This window comes from Brevundimonas sp. 1080, assembly GCF_040545985.1.
In the GTDB taxonomy this organism is placed as follows: domain Bacteria; phylum Pseudomonadota; class Alphaproteobacteria; order Caulobacterales; family Caulobacteraceae; genus Brevundimonas.
Window position 1 is genome coordinate 617,591 of the sequence record NZ_JBEPMW010000002.1, and the last position, 24,192, is coordinate 641,782.

At 68.1% G+C, this 24,192-nt stretch carries 23 protein-coding genes; 9 read left to right on the forward strand and 14 right to left on the reverse strand.

Features of this window, described 5'->3' with window-relative positions; all coding sequences use genetic code 11:
• Positions 1–25: 25 nt before the first annotated feature.
• Together ybaK and ABIC32_RS08420 are read right to left on the reverse strand one after the other, a co-directional pair.
• Entirely contained in the window at positions 26–499 is a 474-nt protein-coding gene (gene ybaK / locus ABIC32_RS08415) for a Cys-tRNA(Pro) deacylase (protein ID WP_354073828.1), read from the reverse strand.
• Between the two features lies 1 nt (position 500).
• Positions 501–3,356, reverse strand: a complete 2,856-nt coding sequence (locus ABIC32_RS08420; RefSeq protein ID WP_354073830.1) for an ATP-dependent DNA helicase — start codon at positions 3,354–3,356, stop codon at positions 501–503.
• Between the two features lie 151 nt (positions 3,357–3,507).
• On the opposite strand from ABIC32_RS08420, the gene ABIC32_RS08425 reads away from it, so the two are divergent.
• The 3 genes from ABIC32_RS08425 (at position 3,508) to ABIC32_RS08435 (ending at position 7,373) form a co-directional block, all read left to right on the forward strand.
• Positions 3,508–6,057, forward strand: coding sequence for a ligase-associated DNA damage response DEXH box helicase (locus tag ABIC32_RS08425; RefSeq protein WP_502909330.1), 2,550 nt, complete (start codon positions 3,508–3,510; stop codon positions 6,055–6,057).
• A complete protein-coding gene (gene pdeM, locus ABIC32_RS08430; RefSeq protein WP_354073834.1) occupies positions 6,054–6,818 on the forward strand; it encodes a ligase-associated DNA damage response endonuclease PdeM in 765 nt (254 codons plus the stop codon). The genes ABIC32_RS08425 and pdeM overlap by 4 nt, the downstream gene beginning before the upstream one ends.
• A 93-nt stretch (positions 6,819–6,911) precedes the next feature.
• A complete protein-coding gene (locus ABIC32_RS08435; RefSeq protein WP_354073836.1) occupies positions 6,912–7,373 on the forward strand; it encodes a hypothetical protein in 462 nt (153 codons plus the stop codon).
• Here ABIC32_RS08435 and ABIC32_RS08440 read toward each other — a convergent pair.
• The 3 genes from ABIC32_RS08440 to ABIC32_RS08450 all read right to left on the reverse strand — a co-directional run bounded on the left by ABIC32_RS08440 (position 7,370) and on the right by ABIC32_RS08450 (position 9,378).
• Complete coding sequence (locus ABIC32_RS08440; protein WP_354073838.1) at positions 7,370–7,930, reverse strand: HNH endonuclease; 561 nt, start codon at positions 7,928–7,930, stop codon at positions 7,370–7,372. The two genes, ABIC32_RS08435 and ABIC32_RS08440, sit on opposite strands and share 4 nt — an antisense overlap.
• A gap of 141 nt (positions 7,931–8,071) precedes the next feature.
• The gene (locus ABIC32_RS08445; RefSeq protein ID WP_055807715.1) at positions 8,072–8,731 is read right to left on the reverse strand and encodes a trimeric intracellular cation channel family protein; all 660 of its coding nucleotides are present in this window, start codon (positions 8,729–8,731) and stop codon (positions 8,072–8,074) included.
• Entirely contained in the window at positions 8,728–9,378 is a 651-nt protein-coding gene (locus ABIC32_RS08450) for a DNA-3-methyladenine glycosylase family protein (protein WP_354073840.1), read from the reverse strand. The genes ABIC32_RS08445 and ABIC32_RS08450 overlap by 4 nt, the downstream gene beginning before the upstream one ends.
• Positions 9,379–9,456: 78 nt before the next feature.
• Between ABIC32_RS08450 and gluQRS the strand changes: the two genes are divergently transcribed.
• Entirely contained in the window at positions 9,457–10,320 is an 864-nt protein-coding gene (gluQRS, locus tag ABIC32_RS08455) for a tRNA glutamyl-Q(34) synthetase GluQRS (protein WP_354073842.1), read from the forward strand.
• Here the strand turns inward: gluQRS and ABIC32_RS08460 are convergent.
• The 3 genes from ABIC32_RS08460 to ABIC32_RS08470 form a co-directional block, all read right to left on the reverse strand.
• Positions 10,304–11,113 (reverse strand): TIGR02186 family protein, encoded by an 810-nt coding sequence (locus ABIC32_RS08460; protein ID WP_354073844.1) that lies wholly within the window; start codon positions 11,111–11,113, stop codon positions 10,304–10,306. The genes gluQRS and ABIC32_RS08460 overlap by 17 nt on opposite strands.
• Positions 11,113–12,036, reverse strand: coding sequence for a sulfite exporter TauE/SafE family protein (locus ABIC32_RS08465; protein WP_017506607.1), 924 nt, complete (start codon positions 12,034–12,036; stop codon positions 11,113–11,115). The genes ABIC32_RS08460 and ABIC32_RS08465 overlap by 1 nt, the downstream gene beginning before the upstream one ends.
• Positions 12,037–12,133: 97 nt before the next feature.
• Positions 12,134–15,001 carry an SEL1-like repeat protein gene (locus ABIC32_RS08470; protein ID WP_354073846.1) on the reverse strand — a complete coding sequence of 956 codons (2,868 nt, stop codon included), beginning with the start codon at positions 14,999–15,001 and terminating at the stop codon, positions 12,134–12,136.
• 216 nt (positions 15,002–15,217) lie between these two features.
• Between ABIC32_RS08470 and ABIC32_RS08475 the strand changes: the two genes are divergently transcribed.
• The 3 genes from ABIC32_RS08475 (at position 15,218) to ABIC32_RS08485 (ending at position 16,874) form a co-directional block, all read left to right on the forward strand.
• Entirely contained in the window at positions 15,218–15,436 is a 219-nt protein-coding gene (locus tag ABIC32_RS08475) for a hypothetical protein (protein WP_199060339.1), read from the forward strand.
• A 61-nt stretch (positions 15,437–15,497) separates the two neighbouring features.
• Positions 15,498–15,995 (forward strand): pyridoxamine 5'-phosphate oxidase family protein, encoded by a 498-nt coding sequence (locus ABIC32_RS08480; protein WP_354073848.1) that lies wholly within the window; start codon positions 15,498–15,500, stop codon positions 15,993–15,995.
• 93 nt (positions 15,996–16,088) lie between these two features.
• A complete protein-coding gene (locus ABIC32_RS08485; protein ID WP_354073850.1) occupies positions 16,089–16,874 on the forward strand; it encodes a hypothetical protein in 786 nt (261 codons plus the stop codon).
• 7 nt (positions 16,875–16,881) lie between these two features.
• On the opposite strand, the gene argF is transcribed toward ABIC32_RS08485, so the two are convergent.
• From argF to ABIC32_RS08510, 5 genes are all read right to left on the reverse strand, one after another.
• The gene (gene argF / locus ABIC32_RS08490; protein WP_017506612.1) at positions 16,882–17,796 is read right to left on the reverse strand and encodes an ornithine carbamoyltransferase; all 915 of its coding nucleotides are present in this window, start codon (positions 17,794–17,796) and stop codon (positions 16,882–16,884) included.
• 139 nt (positions 17,797–17,935) lie between these two features.
• Positions 17,936–19,129 carry an aspartate aminotransferase family protein gene (locus tag ABIC32_RS08495; protein ID WP_307512901.1) on the reverse strand — a complete coding sequence of 398 codons (1,194 nt, stop codon included), beginning with the start codon at positions 19,127–19,129 and terminating at the stop codon, positions 17,936–17,938.
• Positions 19,130–19,220: 91 nt separating this feature from the next.
• Positions 19,221–19,745, reverse strand: coding sequence for a YcxB family protein (locus ABIC32_RS08500; RefSeq protein WP_354073853.1), 525 nt, complete (start codon positions 19,743–19,745; stop codon positions 19,221–19,223).
• Positions 19,742–20,752 carry a M28 family metallopeptidase gene (locus ABIC32_RS08505; RefSeq protein WP_354073855.1) on the reverse strand — a complete coding sequence of 337 codons (1,011 nt, stop codon included), beginning with the start codon at positions 20,750–20,752 and terminating at the stop codon, positions 19,742–19,744. The genes ABIC32_RS08500 and ABIC32_RS08505 overlap by 4 nt, the downstream gene beginning before the upstream one ends.
• Before the next feature lie 42 nt (positions 20,753–20,794).
• A complete protein-coding gene (locus tag ABIC32_RS08510; protein WP_045810698.1) occupies positions 20,795–21,625 on the reverse strand; it encodes an ABC transporter permease in 831 nt (276 codons plus the stop codon).
• Between the two features lie 230 nt (positions 21,626–21,855).
• On the opposite strand from ABIC32_RS08510, the gene gcrA reads away from it, so the two are divergent.
• Positions 21,856–22,392 carry a cell cycle sigma 70 cofactor GcrA gene (gcrA, locus tag ABIC32_RS08515; RefSeq protein WP_017506617.1) on the forward strand — a complete coding sequence of 179 codons (537 nt, stop codon included), beginning with the start codon at positions 21,856–21,858 and terminating at the stop codon, positions 22,390–22,392.
• A gap of 198 nt (positions 22,393–22,590) precedes the next feature.
• Here the strand turns inward: gcrA and apaG are convergent, their stop codons facing one another.
• Positions 22,591–22,998 (reverse strand): Co2+/Mg2+ efflux facilitator ApaG/CorD, encoded by a 408-nt coding sequence (gene apaG / locus ABIC32_RS08520; RefSeq protein ID WP_271042496.1) that lies wholly within the window; start codon positions 22,996–22,998, stop codon positions 22,591–22,593.
• Between the two features lie 81 nt (positions 22,999–23,079).
• Between apaG and ABIC32_RS08525 the strand changes: the two genes are divergently transcribed.
• The gene (locus ABIC32_RS08525; RefSeq protein WP_091750682.1) at positions 23,080–24,105 is read left to right on the forward strand and encodes a 2'-deoxycytidine 5'-triphosphate deaminase; all 1,026 of its coding nucleotides are present in this window, start codon (positions 23,080–23,082) and stop codon (positions 24,103–24,105) included.
• Positions 24,106–24,192 lie beyond the last annotated feature (87 nt).

Below are 24,192 nucleotides of genomic sequence, written 5' to 3' on the forward strand. Positions count from 1 at the left end.
CTATAGCGCGCCGCACCTCGCCCTTCTAGGCGGTCAGGTCAGCCAGCACCGCCTTCGCCGCCCGCCGCGCATCCTCCGGCGCCAGCCTCAGCAGAAGCCCCCGCTGACCGCCGTTGATCAGGATCTGATCGAACAGGATGGCGGTTTCGTCCATCGCGGTGGGGACGGCCTTTCGCTGGCCGAACGGGCTGACCCCGCCGACCTTGTAGCCTGTCAGCCGTTCGGCGTCGGCAGGCTTCATCATCTGGGCCGACTTGGCCCCCAGCACCGCCGCCAGCTTCTTCATGCTGACCTCGCAGTCGGACGGCACGATGACGCAAGCCGGAGCGCCGTCGATCAGGACCATCAGGGTCTTGAACACCTGTTCAGGCGCCACGCCCAGCGCCTCGGCGGCCTGCAATCCCACGCGCGGCGCGTCGGGATCATAGTCGTAGGGAAACAGAGCGAAGGCGACGCCGGCCTTGGTCAGGGCGACGGTCGCGGGCGTGGTCTTGGACATCCTAAGTCGTCTCGGGGTTCAGGAAACTGCGGGTCAATTCGACCGCATCGGCCAAGCCCATCCGCTGCACCTCGGTGCCGGGCGGCAGGCTGGCGAACAGGCGGGTCGGGGTGGCGGCGTCCAGCATCAGGAACACCCCCTTGTCGTCGCCGCGCCGGATCAGCCGGCCGAACGCCTGGGCGATGCGGGCGCGGGCCAGGGCATCGTCATAGCCCTTGCCTCCCAGCCGTTCGCGCCGCGCCTTGTGCAGCAAATCCGGGCGCGGCCACGGCACACGGTCGAAGGCGAGCACCCGCAGCGACCGTCCCGGCACGTCCACCCCGTCGCGCACGGCGTCGGTGCCCAAGAGGCAGGAATTCTCCTCGACCCGGAACATGTCCACCAGCGCCCCGACCTCCAGCGGATCGACGTGCTGAGCGTAGAGCGGCACGCCCGACTTCGCCAGATCGGGCCCGAGCCGCTCATAGACCGCCTTCAATCGGCGAATGGCGGTGAACAGGCCTAGCCCCCCGCCGCCCGCCGCCAGGAACAGTTCGCGCATCGCCGCCGCCGTCTGGCGCGGATCGTCCTTGACCAGGTCGTTGACGACGATGACCCGGCTGTTGGCGGCATAGTCGAATGGGCTCTCGACCTTCAGGGTGCGGGGCGGCTCAATCAGCCGGGCCGAGCCGGTCCGCATCCGCGCCAGGTCGAACGGGTCTTCCTGAAAGGGGTCGGACAGGGTGGCGGAGGTCACCAGCACCCCGTGCGACGGCACGATCACGGCGGCCTCCAGCGGAACCGTCGGGTCGATCCAGTGGCGACGCAGCGCCACGTCGTGGATGCGGCCGAACGCGGTCTCGGCCGACAGCCAATCGACGAAATCGGGATCGGGCTGATCGCTCCCATCCTCCAGCGCCGCCAGCATCGACCGCCACCCCGGCAGAGTCATGCGCGCGCGCCGGTCCAGCCCGCGCAGCGCCCCTTCGATCCGCGACCGCTGCGACCCGTCCAACTCGGCCGCCTCGTCGTCGAGGATGTCTTCCAGATGCCGCGACAGGGCCAGCAACGGCGCCTCGATGGCGGCCAGGGCCTGGGCCGCCGCACGCGCCGTCTCGGCGACCGGATCAGTCACCGGCTTCAGCGCGCACTCCATGCCGAACTCGGGCCCGCCATAGGTGTTGGTCTCGGCGGTGCGCGCCCGAAGCTGGTCCAGGGCGGCGGCCAGGAAGGCTTCGATCGGGCCGATCGGATTGACCTCGCCCGAGGCCGGCGCGACGCGGCCCGACACGCCTTCCCCCGGCAGGGCGGCGGAGGCGCGGATGGCGTCCTGCAGCGCCTTCATCGCCGCCTCATTGTCGTTGACCATGTCGCCCAGTCGCTGCTCCAACCCGCGACCGCGACGCCCCCGCCCCTCCGGCCCCCGGATCCAGCGGCGCAGCTCGGCCGCCTCCTGGCCCGACAAGCAGGCGGAAAAGGCGCTGTCGGCGGCGTCGAACAGGTGGTGCCCCTCGTCGAAGACGATCCGCTTCAGCGCCGCCGTCTCACCGTCAGACTTCTGGCCCCGCGCCGACCGCGCGCCGTCGAACGCCGCCTGGGTCAAAACGAGGGCGTGGTTGGCGATGACCAGGTCCGCGCGGCGGCTGGCGCGGATGGTCTTTTCGACGAAACAGGCGCGGTAGTGGGGACAGGCGGCATGGACGCACTCGCCGCGCCGATCCACCAGATTGGCCGCTCCCGCCGCATGGGCCGCCGGCATGGCGAACAGGCCGGGCAGCCAGCCAGGAAAGTCCCCGCCCGTCATGTCGCCGTCGCGCGTATGCAGCGCCCAACGCCCGGCCAGCGCCAGGCCGATCAGGTCGCCATTCCCCAGCTGGGCCGCCTGCACCATGTCCTGCAGATTAAGGACGCACAGATAGTTCTCGCGCCCCTTGCGGATCACCGCCTTCTTCTTGCGCTCGGCCGGATCGGGCCACAGCGAATGGCTTTCACGGTCGATCTGGCGTTGCAGCGCGCGGGTATAGGTCGAGATCCAGGCCGCTCCCTGGTTCCGCTCGGCCCATAGGGAGGCGGGCGCCAGATAGCCCAGGGTTTTGCCCGTGCCGGTCCCCGCCTCGGCCAGCAGCATGCGGGGCCGACCCTCCTCGTTCCTCGGCGAAAAGGCGAAGGCGGCTTCGGCGGCGTAATCGGACTGCGTCGGCCGCGTCTCGTCCAGACCCGAGGCCCGAAGCAGCTTCTCCAGCCGGATGCGGGCGCTCTCGCTGTCGACCGGCGCCGATCCCGCCTCGCCGCGCGGCGCCTCGTCCTCCCATTCGGTCAGGCGCGACCAGACATCCATCCCCGACCCGCGATGCTGGCGCGCCCGCACGCCGCCGGCCTCCAGCGCCTGAACCACCCGCTCGCCCCAGGCCCAGCCGGCGCGCTGCATCGTCAGCGCCAGGACATAGGCCGCCTCGCGCTCCGGATAGGCCGGATCGGCCAGTTCGCGCAGCAGCAGCCCCGCCGCCTCGCGCAGGGCCGCCGCCTGTTCCTCCGCCGACTTCGGCTCGGCCAGACCCAGCGACAGCGCCAAGCCCGTCGGCGACGGCGCACAGAAGCGCGCAGGTCGCACGAAGGCGTAAAGCTCCAGCACATCCATCAGATCAGTCGATCGCGGCGGCGGCGTCAGCCCCAGCCGGCGCGCCGTCAGCGACGCATGGGCTGCCATCACCGGCCCGGTGCTGAAGAACCCCTCGGCCGCCCCGCGCCCGATCTTCCTGGCCCCCGCCTCGTCGCACACCGCCCCTGCGCCCGGCGGCGTGGCGAGCGCCGGCGGCAAGTCCGCCCACGGCTGGGCGCCGGTCGAGCGGGTTTCGGAAAGGACGGATTCATTGGACACGTCCGATAGATAGCGAGACTGGGGCTGAAACGGAACGGGAACATGCTATATCCCGTCCGTGACGACCGCCGCCGCTCCCGCAACGCTTCCGCCCCTTTTCGCCGACTGGTTCGCGGCGCGCGGCTGGGCGCCCCGGCGGCATCAGCTGGAGATGGTCGCGGCGGGGGAGGCCGGCCGCCACGCCCTGCTGGTCGCGCCGACCGGCGGAGGCAAGACGCTGGCGGGGTTTCTGCCCAGCCTGATCGAGTTGGCCGAGCGCGGACCGAAGCCCGCGACCGGGGCGGGGTCGGGGGTACATACGCTTTATCTGTCGCCGCTGAAGGCCCTAACCACGGACGTCGAGCGCAATCTGATGACCCCGATCCGCGAGATCGGGCTGAACATCCACGTCGAGACGCGCACCGGCGACACCAAACAGTCCAAACGCCAGCGACAGCGCGACTTTCCGCCCGACATCCTGCTGACCACGCCCGAGCAGTTGGCCCTGTTCTGCGCCTGGGAAGGCGCCCGGTCCTATTTCGCCGATCTGAAATGCGTCGTGCTGGACGAGGTCCATGCGATCTGGAGCGGCAAGCGCGGGGACCTGCTGTCTCTGGGTCTGGGGCGATTGCAAAGTTTCGCACCCGATATGCGCCGGGTGGGGCTGAGCGCGACCATCGAGGATCCCGCTCTGATCCGGGGGTGGTTGGCGCCGGGAAATGCGGAGACGAAGAACCCCTCCCCCGCTTCGCGGTCCCCCTCCCCGCAGAGCGTGGAGGAGACGCTGGCCGACCTGTCTCCTCCCCATGCCATGGGGAGGGGGACCGCCGAAGGCGGTGGAGGGGCTCTTGACGCGGTGGCCTTGGTCCGCGGCGACCCCGGCGCGCCGGCGGTCATCGACGTGCTGATCTCAGAGGGCAAGGTCCCTTGGGCGGGCCACACAGGCCAGCACGCCATCCCGGAGGTCTATGCCGCCATCCAGCGTTCGACCCTGGCGCTGATCTTCGTCAACACCCGCTGGCAGTCGGAGTTCGTGTTCCAGCAGCTGTGGGCCATCAACGACGAGAACCTGCCCATCGGCCTGCACCACGGCTCGCTGGCGGCCGAGCAGCGGCGCAAGATCGAGGCGGCCATGGCGCGCGGCGACCTCAGGGCCGTGGTCTGCACCTCGACGCTCGATCTGGGCATCGACTGGGGCGACGTGGATCTGGTGATCCAGATGGCGGCGCCTAAGGGGTCCAGCCGCCTGGTCCAGCGCATCGGCCGCGCCAACCACCGGCTGGACGAGCCGTCGCGCGCGCTTCTGGTGCCCGCCAGCCGGTTCGAGATGCTGGAATGTCAGGCGGCGCGCGAGGCCGTCGCCGACAACGCCTTCGACTGGGAGCCGGTCCATATCGGCACGCTCGACACCCTGGCTCAGCACGTCATGGGGGTCGCCTGTTCCGAACCGTTCGACATGCAGGTCTTGTATGACGAGATCACCGGCTGCGGCCCCTATCGCGCCCTGACGTGGGAGCAGTTCGAGGAGGTGGTCGACTTCGTCGCCACCGGCGGCTATGCGCTGCGCACCTACGACCGGTTCGCCCGGATCGTGCGCACGCCGGATGGACGCTGGAAGGTCAGAAACCAGCATATCGCCCAGCGCCACCGCATGAACGTCGGCGCCATCGTCTCAGCCGGCACGCTGAACGTCCGCGTCGCCAGCCGTCGCGGCGGCGCCTCGCGCCAGCTGATCGGCGGCCGCAAAGTCGGCGAGGCCGAGGAGTGGTATTTCGAACAACTGACGCCCGGCGACACCTTCCAATTCGCCGGCCAGACCTGGGCGTTCCAGGGCATCACCGGCACCGACGCCCTGGTCACCCACGCCAATGACAGCGACCCCAAGATTCCGTCGTGGGGCGGATCGAAGTTCCCGCTGTCGACCTCGCTGGCCGACCGGGTGCGCACCATGATCCATGATCGCGATCACTGGCGCGTCCTGCCGCCCGACGTGCAGGAATGGCTGGAGTTGCAGGAAACCCGCTCGGTCATTCCCGACGCCGAATCCATGCTGGTCGAAACCTTTCCGCGCGGCAGCCGGCATTTCCTTGTGGCCTATCCGTTCGAGGGCAATCTGGCCCACACCACCCTGTGCATGCTGCTGACCCGGCGGCTGGACCGGATGGGCGTCGGGCCGCTGGGGTTTGTCGTGACCGACTATTCGCTGGCGATCTGGTCGATCAAGCCGATGGACACGATCGATCTGGACGCCCTGTTCCAGCCGGACATGCTGGGCGACGATCTGGAAGCCTGGCTGGAGGAAAGCTTCATGATGAAGCGATCCTTCCGCAATTGCGCCCTGATCTCGGGCTTGATCGAACGTCGCCAGCCCGGCGCCGAAAAGACCGGCCGGCAGGTGACCTTCTCCACCGACCTGATCTACGACGTGCTGCGCCGCCACCAACCCGACCATCTGCTGCTCAAGACCGCCCGCGCCGACGCCGCATCCGGCCTGCTGGACGTGGCGCGCCTGGGCCAGATGCTGACCCGCATCGAGGGACGCATCCGCCACCAACCCCTGAACCGCGCCTCGCCCTTCTGCGTGCCCGTGCTGGTCCAGATCGGACGCGAGCGGGTCAGCGGGGACGCCGCCGAAATGATCTTGGACGAAAGCGCCGACCTGCTGATCGCAGAGGTCATGGACGACGCCGAGCCGCCAAGCCAGTCAGGTGCCGCCGCATGAACGCCGCCCTGCGCCAGACCCTGTCCCCGGCCCGCAAGATCTGCGGTTCGCTGAGCGTGCGGATCGCGGGCGAGGCCTGCGTGCTGCGCTGTTCCGGAGCGATGTGGGTTCCGGCCCACGGCGCCCTGATCGTCGCGGACCTGCATCTGGAAAAGGGCTCTGCCTTCGCGGTGCGCGGCCAACTTCTGCCGCCCTATGACAGCCGCGCCACGCTGGACAGGCTGGAAGCCGAGATCGTCGAACTGAACCCGGCCGTGGTCGTGCTGCTGGGCGACAGCTTCCATGACACCAAGGCCATTCCCCGCATGGCGGCCGACGACCGGGCGCGGCTGGACCGGCTGGCGGCCGGGCGCGACTGGCTGTGGCTGGAAGGCAATCACGACCGCGAGGCCCTGAATCGCAGCATGGCTCGCGATGCGGACACGGCGTCCCGCCTGCCCGGCCGGATCGTCGGCGATATGATCCTCGGCGCGTTGCGCCTGACCCACGAACCGGAGGCGCTGAGCGTCGACGACGACCGGCGCGGCGAGGTCGCGGGCCACCTGCATCCCGCCGCCAAGATCGCCGCCTATGGGCGCGGCGTGCGCCGTCCTTGCTTCGTCACGGACGGATCGCGGATCGTCCTGCCGGCCTTCGGGGCCTTCACCGGCGGGCTGAACGTGCTCGATCCCGCCATCGCCGACCTGTTCGCCGCCCCTCCTATGGCCGCCGCCCTGGGACGAGACCGTGTCCACGCTCTGGATTGGGCGATCCTGCGATAAGTTGTTCGTAAAGCGTTCAGCACGTCGCTTCACCGCATCTTGGCGGACGGCGATGCAGGATGACGGCGGATCAAGGTTACGGACACCCGCCTCATGCTCACGCCCCGCCGCATCGTCATGGCCGCCCGCCTCGGCTTCGCCCTGGCGGCGCTGGGCATGGCCATCCTGATGCTGGGACCGTTCCAGGGTCTGGAACAGGTCTTCGGCCTGAACGACAAGGCCGCGCACGTGATCGCCTTCTATGGCGTGGCCAGCGGCCTGTTCCTGATCGCGCCGAACCAGCGCCGCGACGACCTGGCCCTCTATGTCATCGTCGCCGCCTTCGGCGCCGAACTGCTTCAGGCCCTGACCGGCCGCAGCGTCTCGGTCATCGATTTCCTGGCGGGCGCGGCCGGCGTCGCCGCCGCCTGGGCGCCCGGACGGATCGAACAGTTGCGCCAGGCCTTCCGCCGCCATCCGGACATGACCCTGGCCGAGATCGATCGTCTGGATCGCCGACTGCGCCGTCGCCGCGTCGAAACCAGCCGTCCGGGCGTCGCCGTCCTGCGCCCCTAAGGTTCGAGCTCGATGTCCCAATAGAGATAGTCCAGCCAGCTCTGGTGCAGATAGTGCGGCGGGAAGCGTCGGCCGGCGTCCTGAAGCTGCCAGGCGTTGGGGCGATAGGGTTCGCGGCGGATCGGCATCATCGCCTGGCGCGGCGTTCGCCCGCCCTTGACCAGATTGCAGGGGCTGCAGGCCGCGACGATATTGTCCCACGTGGTGCGTCCGCCCTGTGAGCGCGGGATGACGTGGTCGAAGGTCAGTTCAGCCGACTGACCGCAGTACTGACAGGCGAAACCGTCGCGCAGAAAGACGTTGAAGCGGGTGAAGGCGGGGCTGCGGTCCTGATCCACATAGCTGCGCAGCGCGATCACGCTGGGCAGCTGCATCTCCATCGATGGCGAGCGGACGACCTTGTCATACAGGGACACGACGTCCACGCGGTCTTGATAGACCGCCTTGACCGCCTCCTCCCACGGCCACAACGACAGCGGATAGTAGGACAGCGGCCGGAAGTCGGCGTTCAACACCAAGGCGGGAAAACCGGAGGGCGGTCGATGGAGAACCTGCATCAGGCCCTCCCGCTCAGACGGGGGGATTTTGAGGCGACAGAGGTGAGGACACGTCTCCTTCCCTAGTCTTGTGAGATCAGCCTACCCCTGATTCCCGCTCATCGCCATGACCAGTGTGCAGCGTTTTCGTGACGTCCTGCCTCAGACCCGGCGCGCGTGGGTTGGGAACCCCGGCAGGGTCCAGCCCCAGCGCAAGGCGGCTGCGCGCAGCAGGAAGCCCGACAGCGCCGCGACGATGGCGGCGGGCCAGACGCCGACGCCTGGCCCCCGCAGCACCATATAGACCGTCGCCGCCAGGATCGCGGCCGTGACGTTGATCTCTCGCCGCAGCAGGATCGACGGCTGACCCGCCAGGGTGTCGCGCACCACCCCGCCGAAACAGGCCGTCAACGTGCCCATGACGATGCAGATCAGGGCCGGCGCCCCAGCCGCCTCGGCTTTTGCCGCCCCCATCACGCCATAGGCCGCAAGACCCACGGCATCCAGCCACAGCAGGGCGCGGAAACGCCAGTCGCGCTGTCCAACCAGCCACAGGGCCGTCGAGGCGAAAAGGCAGACCGCCAGATAGCGCCAGTCCTGCACCCAGAAGACTGGCAGGCCGAGCAACAGGTCACGCAGCGTCCCGCCGCCCACGCCGGTGATGGCGCCGAAGAAGGCGAAGGTGACGACATCGTGCTTCTCGCGCGCGGCGGCTAGGGCGCCGGTGGCGGCGAAGACCGCCACGCCGGCGAAATCCAGCGCGGTCAGCACGGTCTGCGGATTGCGCAGCGGTTCGGTCAGAGCCGGATCGAGCGGGGTCACGCCGGCGCATCCAGCGCGATCTCGCCGCGCTTCACGCCCGTGTACCAGGCCCACAGCAAGTGCGTGGCGACCGCACGGTAGGGCCGCCAAACCTCGGCGCGGGCATAGGCGCCCTTCTGATCGGGCCGCTCCTCTGCGCCGTCCGCCCAGCGGATCGCCTCCTGCAAGGCCACGTCGCCGCCGGGAAAGACATCCAGCCGCCCCTCGCACATCATCAGATAGGCCTCGGCCGTCCATAGGCCCACGCCCTTCAGCGCCGTCAGGGACGCAATCGCCGCCTCGTCATCGAGGTTGGCCAAATGCTCCAGATCGATCTCGCCCGCGATCTGCGCCCGCGCGATCCCCTGACCATAGGTCGCCTTCTGTCGCGACAGACCCATGCCGCGCAGCTGATCCAGATCGTGCGCTAGCAACAGCTCAGGCGTGATACCGCCCATGCCTTCGCGCAGCCGCGCCCAGACCGAAGCGGCCGAGGCGACCGACACCTGCTGCTCCACGATCATGCGGAACAAGCCTTCGAATCCGCCCACTCTCAACCGCCATTCCAGCGGCGGCGTCTGCGCATCCACGCGCACGAGCGCCGGATCGGCGGCGACCAGCGCGCGACGCGCGGTGGCGATGTCATCAGGCGTGGGTGCGAACGGCATGCGCCATGCTTACGGCCCGTCGCGCTTGTCGGAAAGAGCGGGGGCGCCGTTGAGGGCCGCAAACCGCTAAAGAGCGTCTTGATGTTCACAACCCGCTTCGCCCCCTCGCCTACCGGCCGTCTGCACAAGGGCCACGCTTTTTCGGCCCTGACCGCCTGGACGGCGGCGAAGGCGGCGGGCGGGCGGTTCGTGCTGCGCATCGAGGATATCGATCCGACGCGATGCCGGCCGGAACACGAGGCGGGCATTCTGGAGGACCTGGCCTGGCTAGGCCTGGACTGGGAGACGCCGGTCCGGCGCCAGTCCGATCATCTGGGCGACTACGCCGCCGTGATCGAAATTCTGCGGGCGCGCGGCCTGCTCTATCGGTGTTTCCGCACGCGCAAGGAGATCCTGAGCGCCATCGGCGAGGCGCCGCACGGGACGATGGAGGCAGCGAGGCCCGGTCCGCATTCAGCGGAGGAGGAGGCGCATCTGCTGGCCTCGGGCGCGCCATTCGCCTGGCGGCTGTCGCTGGATCGGGCGCGGGAGGCCTTGGGCGAGGCGACCTGGAACAACCTGAGTTTCGTCGAGGAGGGCGAGGGTCCGAACGGCGAAACCGGCGTCATCGCCGTCGATCCCGAGGCGGCGGGCGATGTCGTTCTGGCGCGCAAGGATACGGGCGTCGCCTATCATCTGGCGGTGACGTATGACGACGCCTTGCAGGGGATCACCTATGTGATCCGGGGTCAGGACCTGTTCGAGGCGACCCATGTGCAGCGGCTGATCCAGACCCTGCTGGGCTGGCCGGCGCCGACCTATCGTCATCACGCCTTGCTGACAGGGCCGGACGGGCGGCGCTACGCCAAGCGCGATCGATCGATCACCCTGGCCGAGCTGAGGGCCGGCGGATTGACGGCCGAGGCCTTGCGCGGCGATCTGGGCTTCAGCTCCGGCGGCTGAAGATGCGCGAGGCGCCGTAGCCGGTCAGGGCGGCCAGCACGACGCACAGCACGCCGTACAGCCACGGCCGACGGTGGGCGAACTCATAGATGTCGCGCTCCAGCCCGACCTTCTCGACCGTCAGGGTCAGGTTCGACACCGACTGCGGCTCGCCGTCCTGAAACAGCCAGACCTCGGCGTAGTATTTGCCGATGGGCGCCACGGTCGGCAGCTTGACCTCGGCGCGGAACAGGCCCCGGTCGACGAACTCGACCCCTTCGGAATCGGTATCGTAAAGAGCGGCGGCCTCCTTCAGCCGGATCACGGCGCGCCGCCAGTCCAGATAGTCGTCGCCCAGACGGCTGACGACCACGTCGCGCACGCCGTAGCGGGTGACGATGCGGCTCTCTTCCGGCGCGTCGATGCGCAGGTGATCGACGCCGACGCCCAGGCGGCGCAGCTGGCCGAAGTCGGCGATATCGCTGAGCGGGCGGGTCGAGGCGGTCATGTAGAAGCCGGGCGCGCCCTCGAACAGCACGGGCCGGCTGTTCAGCCAGACACCCGAGGTGCGCGTCTTCTTGACCAGGCGGATCGGCGCGTCCGGCCCCCGCACCACCACCACCACATCCGCCGGTTCCGGCGTCGGATTGAATACGGCGCCATAGAGGACAATGGACGCGCCCCGGAAACTGCTGTCGACCCGGACCTGGGCGTCGGTCAGGGCGGCGGCGACGCGCAGGTCGCCGGTCGTCGCTTCGGACCGATCGAGCGGCGGGGCCGCGACGGGGGGCGGAGGGGGAGGAAGCGCCTGCATCAGTCGGCGATCCCCGGCGCGATCATGAAGATGTCGTTGGGCCGCACGAACAGATCCAGCCCCATCTGGATCCCGACCAGCAGCACGATCAGGCCCAGCGCCGCCCGCAGCTCCTCGGCGCGGAACCGCCCGGCGAACCGCGCGCCGATCTGGGCGCCGACGACGCCGCCCAGCAGCAGGATGGTGGACAGGACGATGTCGACCGTCTGGTTGCGCCCGGCCTGAAGAATGGTGGTGATGGCGGTGGTGATGATGATCTGGAACAGGCTGGTGCCCACCACCGCGCCCGCCCGCATGCGCAGGATATAGAGCATGGCCGGCACCAGAATGAAGCCGCCGCCCACCCCCATGATGGCCGACAGGACGCCCGCAAAGACGCCCAGGCCGAACGGCGGCAGGGCGCTGATATAGAGGCCCGACTTCGGAAACTTCATCTTCAGCGGCAGGCCGTACAGCCACATCGGCCGCCGACGCTGCTTGTGCGGCGCGGGCAGCCCCCGGCGGCGGCGCAGGATTTCGGTCAGGCTCTCGTTCAACATCAGAATGCCGATGGCGCCCAGGAAGACGAGATAGGACAGGGCCACGACCAGATCGGCCTGACCCAGCAGGCGCAGGTAGCGAAACAGCTCGACCCCCGCCAGGGCGCCGGCCGCGCCCCCTGCCGCCATCACCGATCCCATTTTGAAATCGACCGAACCCGCCCCGGCATAGCGGATGACGCCCGACGTCGAGGAGGCCACGACATGGCTGGCCTGGCTGGCGACGGCGACGGTCGGCGGGATGCCCAGGAAGACCAGGATCGGCGCCATCAGAAAGCCGCCGCCGATGCCGAACAGGCCGGACACGAATCCGACCACCGCCCCCAGGATCACCAGGGTCGGCCAGTTCACCGAAACCTCGGCGATCGGCAGATAGATGTCCAAAGGACGCGCCTTCGGCTGGAGCGGACACAAGAATCGCCGTCAGGCGGGCGAGGTCGGGGACGACCGGGCGACCGATAGCCGCCCGGCGCCTGGGAATCTAGCCTGTCGCCTGGGCTTGGGCCTGCGACTGACCCTGCGACTGGGCCACGAAGGCGTCGGCGGCGGTGCGGGCGGCGCGCTGGGCCGTGGCGCTGGCCGTCGGACGCAGGCGCGTCACGGCGGCCTGGGCCTCCGCATCCCCGCCGCGCGCGGCGATCATGTACCATTTCAGCGCTTCGGTCGGATTCTTGGCCACGCCGTCGGCGCCGGTCTCATAGATGCGCGCGACATTGTACTGGCTGTCCGGCAGGCCGCGCTCGGCCGCGTTCAGCAGCCAGGTCAGGGCCTCAGCCTGATTGGTCGCGCCGCCGTCGCCTTCATAGAGCTGCATTCCATACAGATGCATCCCGCGCGGGTCGCCGCCCTCTGCCGCACGACGGCCCCACTGACGGCTTTGGACCGGATCGGCGGGCACGCCGTTGGCGCCGTCCAGATACAGCTGACCCAGATAGGTCTGGGCGGGGGCGTAACCCAGGTTGGCGGCGCGCTTCATGCCGTCCAGGCCCGAGTTGTCGCCGGCCTCCAGCTTGCCGATCGCCGCCTCATAGTCCGCCGCGCCAGGGCCGCCGATGTCGAAGGTCGCCTTCGGGCCGGTCGGCGTCACCGCCGACGCCGCCAGAGGCACGGCGCCGTTTGTCGTCGAGCCGCCGAAGCTGGGCATCTCGAAGTCCGGGGCGCCGCCGTCGGTCAGGGACAGATAGCCATAGACGCCCCCGGTCAGGGCGACCGCAGTGACCGAAGCCAGAAAGGTCTTCTTGACCGTCGAGCCGTCTTTTGACGCCTGCCGGTCCAGCCGTTCCTGCAGCTTGGACTTGCCGCCGCGCTTCAGGCCGAAGCCCGACCGAGGCGCAGGTTCCGGCTCGGCCGGCGCGGTGATCGCGGCGCGGGCGGCGTCGATGGTGCTGCGGGTCGAGGCGGCGCGGCCGGCGGCGGCGGCGGCTTCCATGCTGGAACGCAGCCGGCGCGGATCCACGAACTCGGTCTCGCCGCCGAAATCGTCATCGTCCGCGTCCAGGGCAGCGGCGCTGCGCTTTTCGGTCGGTGCGGTCGAGAAGCCCGGCGACGTCGCCTCCAGCGCGTCCTCGACGTCGGCGCCGCCGAAACCGCTGAAGGGCTGGATGATAGGTTCGACGCCGTCGGGATCGACCTGGCGCATCGGCATGTCGTCAGCCAGCGCCTCGGCAGGCTCGGCCTCGGTCTGGACGACGGGCGACGAGGGGAAGGGCGCCGCGGTCGCGACTTCGGGCGTCACCGGATCGCTGGACCAGGCGTCCTGGTCGGTGAAGGTCTCATCGGGGAAGGCGGCGGCGCGCCAGTCGCCTTCGATGGATGCGGACTGGATCGGCGCCTGTATCGTCGCCGAGGCGGCGCGTTCCAGCACTTGTCGCGCCGGGGTCCACGCGGGCTCATTGTCCAGCGGCTTGTCGCGGATCGGCGTGGGCGCGCGGGCGTCGATGCTTTCGCGGGCCTCGGCCAGCAGACGGGCGGTGCGCTCCTCGCTGAGACGCATCCGCTCGGCCAGTTCGCCGGACGCGCGGTCGTAGCGCTGCTCGATCTTGTCCGAGCTTTCCGACAGGCGTCGGCCGATGTCTTCCAGCGCCTGCTGCGAGCGGCGCTCGGACTGGGCGATGCGATCGCTCAGCTGGTCCGAGATGCGGGTGATCTCGCCGCCAAGCTTCTCCAGGGCGATGGCGTGGCGATCGTCGCTGGCGGTCAGGCGTTGATCGACGCGGTCAACGTGGCGGGCGAACTCCTGGTCCAGACGCGCGGCGCGGCGGGCGACTTCGGTTTCGATGGTCTGGCTGACGACGTCGGCGGCGGCGCGGGCGACGGCGTCGGTGCGACCGTCGTTGTCCGTCTCGACCTTCTTGACCCGCGCATTTAGGTTGCGGGCGATGCGCAGGACCTCGCGGCCCATGGCCTCAAGGCCGATGGCGCCCTTCTCTTCGGACGCCTTCAACTGATCGCCGACGGCCTGGACGGCGCGTTCGATACGGTCGATGCGCGCGCCGGTTTCGGCGGCGTCCAGGCGCTGCATCATCTCGGCGCGATTGTTGTCGATCTGACGCGACAGGCCTTCGGCCAGCTTCTCGAAACGGGCCAGGTCGCGCGCGCCTTCCGGCTCGACGCGGCTTTCGGCCGTCCGCATCCGCTGGTCCAGGGCGGCGAACGAGCGTTCCAGCGTCTTCAGGGCTTCGGTCGTGCGGTTCTGGGCCTCGTCCAGACGCGCGCTGACCTGAGCCAGCATGTCCGTGCCGACGCCGGGGCCGGCGGCCTTCTCGACCGCCTCCATCCGCTCGCGCAGATCGCTGACGCCCAGACGCTGGCGTTCCTCGATGTCGTACAGGCGCCCAGTCAGCGCACCCAGCGAGGTCTCGATCTTGCCGAAGGCTTCCTGGGTCGACGGGCCGGTGTCGCGTTCGAAGGCGCGCAGGCGGCGATGCCCTTCGCGCAACTCCTCGGCGATGTCGTCGATGCGGCGTGCGGCGCCCTGGGCCTCAGCCTCCTGACCGTCCAGCCGGCGCATCAGGCCCGCAACGGCCTGATCCACGCCCTGAATGGCGACGGTCGAGCGGCGTTCGGCGGCTTCCAGTCGCGCGGCGATCACATCGATGGAGGCGCTGATCCGCTGCTGGCTGTCTTCGACCTCATAGGCGTCGTCCAGACGGCGGCTGCGGTTGCGGCGTTCGTATTCGGCGGCCTGGGAGCGACGCGGCAGGGTGGCGTAGCCCTCCTCCTCGTCTTCCATGATCATGGAGTTGAGCCATTCGCCCAGCGTCATGCCGGACCGGCGCGCCAGATCCTTGGCGACCTCGCGTGCTTTGGGATCGATTCCCTTAACGCTCCACGGCGCTGCAGCGCTCACTGATTCGTCTCCCAGCCCATGCGACGAAGGCTATACCGTCAATATCGAGGGTGTAAACTGATGGTTAACCGCAACATCTAGCAGCGATATCCCAATCCTGTGGACATCGCGCCAGACAGCCGGATTTGTGAATCATCTCGGTTAACGCGGCATGAAGATTAACCTCCCGGCAAGGGTTCGCTTGCCAAGCGGCGCGGCTTTCGCCACCTGCGGCGCATGAACCTGACCACCACCCTCGTCCTGCTGGGCGTCGCCCTCGCCGTCATGGTCTTTTGCGGATGGCGCGGCGCCCGGCCGCCGGATCCGTTCAAGGGACCGCGTCTGATGCCATGGCGGTTCCTGATGGTCGGCGCCGCAGCGATCGCAATGCTGCTGCTGATCCACCTGGCGACGCTGTTCGGCGCCGAGCGTGCGCCCTGGATACCCGGCGCCTAGAGACGGGAACCCGATCAAGGCCGGTCGGTTGAACCTTGCGAACCACTCAAGGAGAGACCGCGTGTCCGACAAACTGACCCCCGCCGAGGCCGAGAAGGAATTCTGGAAAAGCCTGAAAGAGTCCAACACCGGCATGCTGGGCATTGACCGCCCCGGCTATCACCACCAGCCCATGACCGGTTTCGGCGAGGACGAGACGGGGACCATCTGGTTCTTCACCCGCGACGACACCGATTTCGCCCGGGATGTCGCCGGCGGCGGCCAGAGCGGCATGTTCTGCTACCAGGCCAAGGACGGCAAGGTTCAGGCCTGCATCCACGGCCGCCTGGCCATCGATCAGGACCGCAGCCGCATCGAGAAATACTGGAACCCCGTCGTTGCCGCCTGGTACCCGGACGGCAAGGACGATCCCCACCTGACCCTGATCCGCTTCGACGCCGACGACGGCCGCGTCTGGGTCTCCGACAAGGGCGCCCTGGGCTTCGGCTACGAAGTTCTCAAGGCCAACCTGACCAAAAGCGTCCCGGATGTCGGCGGCGTGTCGGACGTGAAGCTGTAAGAAGACAGACGCCAATAAGCAGTCCCAGCGCACCACAATTCCGCCCTCAAGGTTGCGTCTTTCGCAACTCGATAGCTTCAGGGGGATGTGAGAATGCTGGGACTGCTGAGCGCCGCCATCATGGCCTGTTCGCCGCCGGACGGGACGACCGCGCTCTTGGAAAGGCCCGAACGGGTCATCATGATAGGCGAGTTGCACGGTACGGAAGAGGCGCCGCGCGCCGTCGGCGAAATCGCTTGCGCTGCTGCGGAGCAAGGGACCGTGGTCGTCGCACTGGAACTTGAAGACACGCTCCAACCCATTCTTGATGCGTTCATTTCACAGCCGGATGAGGCGAGCGCATTGGCCACGTTGAGCGGCAGCTCGCTTATGGACCGCGCTCGTCAGGATGGACGCACCAGCAAGGCTCTTCTGGCTTCGTTGCAAAAGGTGCGAATGCTCAAGACGTCGGGACGCGACATTTCGCTCCACCTTTTCCAGCCCAGCATGACCCAAGGGCAGGAACTGGATCAGGCGTGGTATGAGCTGAATATGGGTCAGCTTCTCAGCCAGGCACGTCAGAACAGACCCGATGCGCGCGTGATCGGACTCGTGGGCAATATCCACGCCCGCAAGACGCCTCTCACCAGATATCCGGACATCGGCCTTCCCGCGACAGGCCATTTGCCTGCGAGAGAAACGTTAAGCCTGAGGGTCGCCCAGCAAGGCGGCTTTGCTTGGAATTGCGTGCGGGACGCCTGCGGCGTCAATCCTTCGATCGCCAGCGATGACGACCAAGTGAGAGGCGTCATCCTGACGCCAGTAGAGGACGGCGCCTACGACGGCCTGCTGGCCCTGGGACCGTCGACAGCCTCGCCGCCGATCAGCGGCGAGGACTGAGCGTAGATCAGCCGCCGAAGCACCAAGCCAGAACGGCTTTCTGGGCGTGGATGCGGTTTTCGGCCTCGTCCCAGACCAGCGAGCGCGGCCCGTCGATGACGGCGTCGGTGACTTCCTCGCCACGGTGGGCGGGAAGGCAATGCAGGAACACCGCTTCGGGATCGGCGAGATCCATCAAGGCTTCGTCGACGCCGTAATGTTCGAACGCCGCCAGCCGCGCCTCATAATCCTGATCCCCCATGGAGACCCAGGTGTCGGTGACGACGACGTCGGCGCCCTTGACCGCCTCGCGCGGATCGCTGGTCAGGGTGACGGCGTCGCCGCCCTTGGCCAGGTCGCGCAGGTCCGGATGGTATTCCGCCGGGCAGGCGACGTTCAGATGGAAGCCGAACTTGGGCGCCGCGTGCATGAAGCTGTGGCAGACGTTATTGCCGTCGCCAATCCAGGCGATCGTCTTGCCGGCGATCGGTCCGCGATGCTCCTCGATCGTCTGCAGGTCGGCCAGGATCTGGCACGGGTGCGACCGGTCGGTCAGGCCGTTGACCACGGGCACGGTCGAGACGCGGGCGAACCGCTCGACATCCTCGTGATCGTTGGCGCGGATCATCACCGCATCGACCATGCGCGACAGCACGCGGGCGGTGTCCTCCACCGGCTCGCCGCGCCCCAGCTGCATGTCGGAGGCCGTGGCGATGATGGACGAGCCGCCCAGCTGGCGGATGGCCGCGTCGAAACTGAATCGCGTGCGGGTCGAGTTCTTCTCGAAGATCATCGCCAGGACGCGGTCCTTGCCGGGCGCATCGGCGTCGGCGCGCCCCTGGGGCCAGCCCTTGCGGGCGGCCTTGCGGGCATGGGCGTCGTCCAAGATGGCGCGCAGATCCGCCGCGTCCAGCCGGTGGATGTCGAGGAAGTGCCGGACCATATGTCTAGCTCCGCTCATCCCCGCGAAGCGGGGACCTAGTGCTGTGGGCGACAGCCGCCCGTCGGGTGTTTCATCCGTCGATCCCGCGTTCTCGAAAGAAGTGGGTCCCCGCTTTCGCGGGGATGAGCGGATGTCGGGCTCAGGCCGCCAGCTTTTCGCGGGCGACCTCGCAGGCCGCTTCGAAACGGGCCACGGCTTCGCGGGCCTCGTCCAGCGTCAGGTTCAACGGCGGCAGCAGTCGCACGCAGTTGTCGCCGCCGCCGGCGATCAGCAACTGCTGCGTGTCGCGCGCCAGGGCCATGAACTCGCGATTGTTCGGCACCATCTTGATGCCGATCAGAAGGCCCTTGCCGCGGACGTCGGCGATCACATCGGGGAAGCGTTCCTGAAGGCCGGCGAACTGCTGCTTCAGATAGCCGGCGACCTCGTTGACGTTGTTCAGCGTCTCGGGGCTGTTGATCAGGCTCAGCGCCTTCTGACCCACGGCCATGGCCAGAGGATTGCCGCCGAAGGTCGAGCCGTGAACGCCGACTGTCATCCCCTTGGCCGCCTTGGCCGAGGCCAGGCAGGCGCCGATGGGGAAGCCCCCGCCCAGGGCCTTGGCCACCGCCATGATGTCCGGCGCCATGCCCGCCCATTCGTGGGCCCACAGCTTGCCGGTCCGGCCCATGCCGCACTGGACCTCATCGAAGATGATCAGGACGCCGTGTTCGTCGCACAGTTCGCGCAGGCCCCGCAGGCACTGTTCGGGCATGGCGCGGCAGCCGCCCTCGCCCTGCACGGGCTCGACGATGATGGCGGCGGTCGTGGGGTTGGCGATGGCGGCCTTGATCGCCTCGTGGTCGCCCCACTTCAGCTGGTGGAAGCCCTGCATCGGCGGGCCGAAGCCCTCGGTATAGCTGGGGTTGGCGGCGGCGTTGATCGCGCCATAGGTCCGACCGTGGAACGAGCCGTCGAAGCCGTAGATGTCGATCCGCTCAGGCGCGCCGTTGGCCGAGTGGTATTTGCGCGCCGTCTTCAGCGCGCATTCGACGGCTTCGGTGCCCGAGTTGGTGAAGAACACCACGTCGGCGAAGCTGGATTCGCACAGGGCGTCCGCCAGCGCTTCCTGACCCGGAATGCGGAAGATGTTGGAGACGTGCCACAGCTTCTCGGCCTGATCCTTGACCGCCTGGACCAGTTCGGGGTGGGCGTGGCCCAGGCCGTTGGTCGAGATGCCGGCGACGCAGTCGAGATATTCGGTCCCGTCGGTCGCCCACAGACGCGCGCCTCGGCCGCGTTCCACTTCCAGCGGCGCGCGATTGTAGACACCCATCAAATGCTCAGTGGACACGGGACCAAGACCTCCAAAAGCGAGACGGCCCCGGCGCGAGCGCGACGGAGCCGGATCAATACGGTCAGGCGTTGTCGGACGCGGGAGGGTCTTAGTCAACACCGGCGCCGAGGACGCCCCGCGCTCGCACATCGGCGATCAAGACGCGGAGCATCTGCCGTTGATCCGTCTCCAGCACGCGCAAGGGCAGGATGAAGTTGGTGTTGGGCGAGGCCGCGAAGATTAGCCGATCCTTGTCCTCCATCACCGCGACAAGATTGCGCCAGCCGATGCAGGTTTCGAAATCCGCTCCCGACAGCGCCAGACCGCTGTCATCGATGCGCCAGTCGGTTGGCTTTTGCGCGATCGGCGACCGGCGCGCCGCCGCCATGGCCCTGTAATGCGCCAGGACCGACAGCCCGATAAAGCCATACAGCCCGACCAACTGCAGGCCGACGATCCAGCCGATCCGCTCCAGGGGCAGGCCGAGGCAGACGGCGATGGTCGCCAGCATGGCGCCGCCGAGAAACAGCACGGGCAGGTTCGCCCAGCGCCGGACAACGGGCCACGCCTTGACGGCCGCCCGGCCCTCCTTCGGCGTCGGCTGGACGCCGCGAACCTCGATGACCGTCGTCACTCGTCGCCGGGCGTCGTCGCCGGGGCCGCCGGCGCGGTTTCGGCGGCGACCGCTGCGTCCTTGGCCTGGATTTCGACCAGCTTCTTGTCCAGCGCCAAGCCCAGGTCGGCGATGAACAGGCCGAAGCGGGCGACGTCGACGCCCTTCAGATACGACAGCTTGTCCTCGGTCGAGTGGATGCGCTGGAAGACGGGCGGGACAAAGCCCTCCTTCAGGCCGTTGTCCTTGCCGCCGTTGAAGGCCAGCCACATCTGGTGGGCGCCGACCGCATCTTGAGTACCCATCGACACCACGGGCACGCCCGCGGCCGAGAAGGCGCGGTCGTCGCTGGGCGGATAGGTCGGATAGGGCATGCAGTCGAAGCCGCGTTCGGCGCACAGGCCGCGCAGCGTCTCCAGCACGAAGGCCGACTGCGGCCCATTGTTTTCGCCGTACATGACCGTCTGACCATAGGCGGCGACATCGGCGTTGATGACGGCGGCGATCCGGTCCTTGCCGTGTTTCGCCAGGAAGGCCTTGGCGCCCAGAAGGCCCAGCTCTTCCTGGTCGGTGAAGACGAAGACGAAGCGGTGGGCGACCGGCTGGCCTTCCAGCGCCATGTCCAGCGTCTTGGCCGCCTCCATCATCGCCATGACCGAGCCGACGTTGTCGACGATGCCCTGCGACAGCGTCCCGTCGCGCAGCTTCACCGCGTCATAGTGGGCGGTCAGGACGATATCCTTGGCGCCCTCGCCCACCGTGACGACGACATTGGCGCCTTCCATCGGGCCGGTGGCCTGGTTGCCGCCTTGGAAGGTCTGGATTTCGGGCGTGAAGCCCAGCGTCGTGAGGAAACCGACCAGGACCTGGGTCCGCTCGGCGTTGGTGGGCTTGATGAACTGGGCGGCGCCGGCGGCGATGTCGGGGCGGTCGCCGGCCTGGGGCGTCGCTTCCTGAGCGAAGGCGGGACCAAAAGCGGATGTGGCGGCGAACAGGGCCGTGGCGGCGACGAGCGAACGAAACAGCATGAAGCGGACCTCTCGGGGGAGCGATCCGCAACAGGTAGCGATCTAGCTCTTAAGACGCCAGCCCGAGCGGAACACCAGCCAGCAGACAACGCCCATGACGGCCATCAGCACGGCCGACCCTATGACGCCGACCGTCAGATTGCTCTCGGCATGGCCGATGAAGCCGTAACGGAAGCCGTCGATCAGATAGAAGAAGGGGTTATAGCGGCTCAGCGCGCGGAACGGCTCGGGCAGGTTCTCGACCAGATAGAAGGTCCCCGACAGGAAGGTCATCGGCATGACGATGAAGTTCTGAACCGCCGACAGGTGGTCGAACTTCTCGCTCCACAGCCCCGCCAACACCCCGGTCATGCCCATGATGAAACAGGCGGCCAGGGCGAACCAGACGATGGCGAAGATATTGGCGATGCCCAGAGGCGCGAACGGCAGCACGCAGATCGCCGTCACCAGACCGACCGCCAGGCCGCGCGTCGCGGCGCCCAGCGTAAAGCCCAGCGTCAGCTCAAGCGGGCTGAGCGGCGGGGTCAGGAAGTCGGTCGCGGTACCCATGATCTTGGCCTGGATCAGGCTGGACGAGGCGTTGGCGAAGGCATTGTTCAACATGGCCATCATGATCAGGCCGGGCGCGACGAACAGGGCGAACGGCGTGCCGTGCAGCGGAGGCCGCGCGTTCTGAAGCGCCACCACGAACACCAGCATATAAAGCAGCGTCGTGACCACCGGCGCCGCCACTGTCTGGGCGCCCACCTTCCAGAACCGCCGCACCTCGCGCAGATACAAGGTCTGCACCCCGATCCAGTTGATCCCCGGATAGCGACGCGGCTGCGGCAGGCCGGCAGGCCGGGTGGAGATCAGATCGGGCGTATCGGTCATGGCCCGCCAGATGCGCTCGACCGCCGCGCTTCGCAAGAGATCAGGCGAGATCGTCCCGAAAACGACGGCGCCGCCTTAACCTTAACGATGATTCAATATCTGGTTTCTGTGGACAGGATGATTCGCACATCTTGCGTCTCTTAACGGCTGGTTTACGATTAGTTGTAGGTCAAGACCCCGGAGGGGGAGCCTGGACCTAGATATTGAATCCAAACTCGCTGGAGGGTGGCATGACCGCAGGCTGGACCGACGACCGCGTAGGCGCGCTAAAGAAGCTCTGGCTTGAGGGCCAGTCCGCGAGCCAGATCGCCAAACAACTGGGCGGCGGGGTCACCCGCAACGCCGTGATCGGCAAGGTGCACCGTCTGGGCCTGTCGGGCCGGGCCGCCCCGTCGCAACCGGCGCGCACCGTCGCCGCGACCTTCCGCACCGCGCGTCCGCGTCCGGCGCCGGCCGCTCCGGCGCAGCAACCTTCGGCCCCGCGCCGTCTGGAAGCCGTCCAGCCCAAGCCGGTCGAACCCGCAGCCCCCGTCCCCGCCCCGATCCCGGACCTGCCGGGCACGGCGACCGTGATGACGCTGGGCGCCCACATGTGCAAATGGCCGATCGGCGACCCGTCGTCGCGCGAGTTCAGCTTTTGCGGCCGCCGCTCGTCGGAAGGCGTCTACTGCGTCGAACACGCCCGTGTCGCCTACCAGCCGCAAGTCCGTCGCGGCTCCAAGGAAAGCGGTTCCGACCTGGCCCGCAGCCTGCGGCGTTACATCTAAGGGCGCTACCGCGCTTCGCGCGACATGAGCGCGGCGTTTCGCGAAGGGCGCACGACTGCGCTCAAGTCGCGACGTAGCGCCAAAAGATGCTCCTTAGGGAGCCGACCTCCCCCTCGCCGGTTCGCGCAAGCGGCCGGCGAGACTTCAGGGGCGGGGCTGCGGTTCATCCGGGTTGACGCAGCCCCATCCGCCCTTCGATCAGTTCAGCACCCGCCGCGCATCGGGCGTATCCAGCGAAAACGCCGGAATCTGCGCCTCGAAACTGCGCCCATCCGCATCCGTCATATAATAGGCGCCCACCATCGAGCCGCTGTCGGTGCCCAGCGGACAGCCCGAGGCGTAAGCGTAGCTGCCGCCCGGCTCGATCACGGGCTGTTCGCCGACGACGCCGGGACCGCGCACCTCTTCGACATGGCCTTGGCCGTCGGTGATGGTCCAGCGACGCGCCATCAACTGGACCGTTGAACCCGTCAGGTTCACGATCTCGATCTGGTAGGCCCAGACCCAGCGGCCTTCGTCTGGATCGGACTGGCCCGCCAGATAGCTGGGGCGCACCCGGATCAGGATGCCGTTCGTCTCGGCGGTATAGGCAGGACCATCGTGCATGGGCTATATGCTCGCCCCGCCGCGCGCGGGCTGCAAGCGCGACTTGGAGACAAGTCGTGAAAACCGTGTGAGACAGACGCCATGAGCTCCTTCCAAGCGCCCCGTCCCGGCATCCTGCCCGCCCAGTCCATCGAGACATTGATCGCCACAGGCGCCGTCACGTCCGACACCCCCTTCGACCACGACCAGGTCCAGCCGGCCAGCCTGGACCTGCGGCTGTCGGATCAGGCCTGGCGCGTCCGCGCCTCCTTCCTGCCCGGCCGGCGCAAGGTCGAGGACCGCATCGCCGACGTGGCCATGCACGCCATCGAGATCACCGAGGCGGGCGTCGTGCTGGAAAAGGGCTGCGTCTATATCGTGCGCCTTCAGGAGCGGCTGAAACTGCCCCAGGGCCTTATCGCCCGCGCCAATCCGAAAAGCTCGACCGGCCGCGTCGATGTCTTCGTGCGTCTGCTGACCGATCAGGGCGCCAGCTTCGATGACGTCGCCGAAGGTTATGACGGCCCGCTCTATATGGAGGTCGCGCCCCAGACCTTCTCCATCCTGGTCCGTCCCGGCACGCGCCTGAACCAGTTGCGGCTCAAGGCCGGCGATCCGCCCAAACTGGAGACCCGCTCGGTCGGCGTCGATCTGCAGGGCGGCGACATCGTCGGCTTCCGCGGGCGTCGCCATGCGGGCGTGGTCGATCTGGACCACATCGACGGCCACGACCCGCGCGACTTCTGGGAGCCGTTGAGCCTGCGCCGTGGCGAACTGCTGCTCGATCCGGGCGAGTTCTACATCCTGGCCTCGTCCGACGACGTCGAAATCCCGGTTGACCAGGCCGCCGAAATGACCCCCATCGATCCGTCGGTCGGCGAGTTCCGCGTCCACTACGCCGGCTTCTTCGACCCCGGCTTCGGCACCGACGAGGCGCATGGCGCGGGCTCGAAAGGCGTCTTGGAAGTCCGCACCCACGACACGCCGTTCCTGCTGGAACACGGCCAGATCGTCGCCCGCCTGGTCTATGAACCCCTGACCGAACGCCCCAGCCGTCTGTATGGCGAAAGCGGCAGCCACTATCAGAACCAGGGCCTGAAGCTGTCGAAGCATTTCAAGGCGTGGTGAGGCAGTCCTGACCGTCTCCTCCCCATTTGATGGGGAGGTGGCTCGTAGCGCAGCGGAGAGACGGAGGGGCTTTTCACCGTATCGCTA

Excerpts from the sequence above, each read along its gene's own strand:
- ybaK (WP_354073828.1), bottom strand. The coding sequence starts at position 499 with ATGTCCAAGACCACGCCCGCGACCGTCGCCCTGACCAAGGCCGGCGTC.
- ABIC32_RS08425 (WP_502909330.1), top strand. The coding sequence starts at position 3,508 with ATGGTCGCGGCGGGGGAGGCCGGCCGCCACGCCCTGCTGGTCGCGCCG.
- pdeM (WP_354073834.1), top strand. The coding sequence starts at position 6,054 with ATGAACGCCGCCCTGCGCCAGACCCTGTCCCCGGCCCGCAAGATCTGC.
- ABIC32_RS08435 (WP_354073836.1), top strand. The coding sequence starts at position 6,912 with ATGCTCACGCCCCGCCGCATCGTCATGGCCGCCCGCCTCGGCTTCGCC.
- ABIC32_RS08440 (WP_354073838.1), bottom strand. The coding sequence starts at position 7,930 with ATGCAGGTTCTCCATCGACCGCCCTCCGGTTTTCCCGCCTTGGTGTTG.
- ABIC32_RS08450 (WP_354073840.1), bottom strand. The coding sequence starts at position 9,378 with ATGCCGTTCGCACCCACGCCTGATGACATCGCCACCGCGCGTCGCGCG.
- ABIC32_RS08460 (WP_354073844.1), bottom strand. The coding sequence starts at position 11,113 with ATGCAGGCGCTTCCTCCCCCTCCGCCCCCCGTCGCGGCCCCGCCGCTC.
- ABIC32_RS08475 (WP_199060339.1), top strand. The coding sequence starts at position 15,218 with ATGAACCTGACCACCACCCTCGTCCTGCTGGGCGTCGCCCTCGCCGTC.
- ABIC32_RS08485 (WP_354073850.1), top strand. The coding sequence starts at position 16,089 with ATGCTGGGACTGCTGAGCGCCGCCATCATGGCCTGTTCGCCGCCGGAC.
- argF (WP_017506612.1), bottom strand. The coding sequence starts at position 17,796 with ATGGTCCGGCACTTCCTCGACATCCACCGGCTGGACGCGGCGGATCTG.
- ABIC32_RS08505 (WP_354073855.1), bottom strand. The coding sequence starts at position 20,752 with ATGCTGTTTCGTTCGCTCGTCGCCGCCACGGCCCTGTTCGCCGCCACA.
- ABIC32_RS08510 (WP_045810698.1), bottom strand. The coding sequence starts at position 21,625 with ATGACCGATACGCCCGATCTGATCTCCACCCGGCCTGCCGGCCTGCCG.
- gcrA (WP_017506617.1), top strand. The coding sequence starts at position 21,856 with ATGACCGCAGGCTGGACCGACGACCGCGTAGGCGCGCTAAAGAAGCTC.
- apaG (WP_271042496.1), bottom strand. The coding sequence starts at position 22,998 with ATGCACGATGGTCCTGCCTATACCGCCGAGACGAACGGCATCCTGATC.
- ABIC32_RS08525 (WP_091750682.1), top strand. The coding sequence starts at position 23,080 with ATGAGCTCCTTCCAAGCGCCCCGTCCCGGCATCCTGCCCGCCCAGTCC.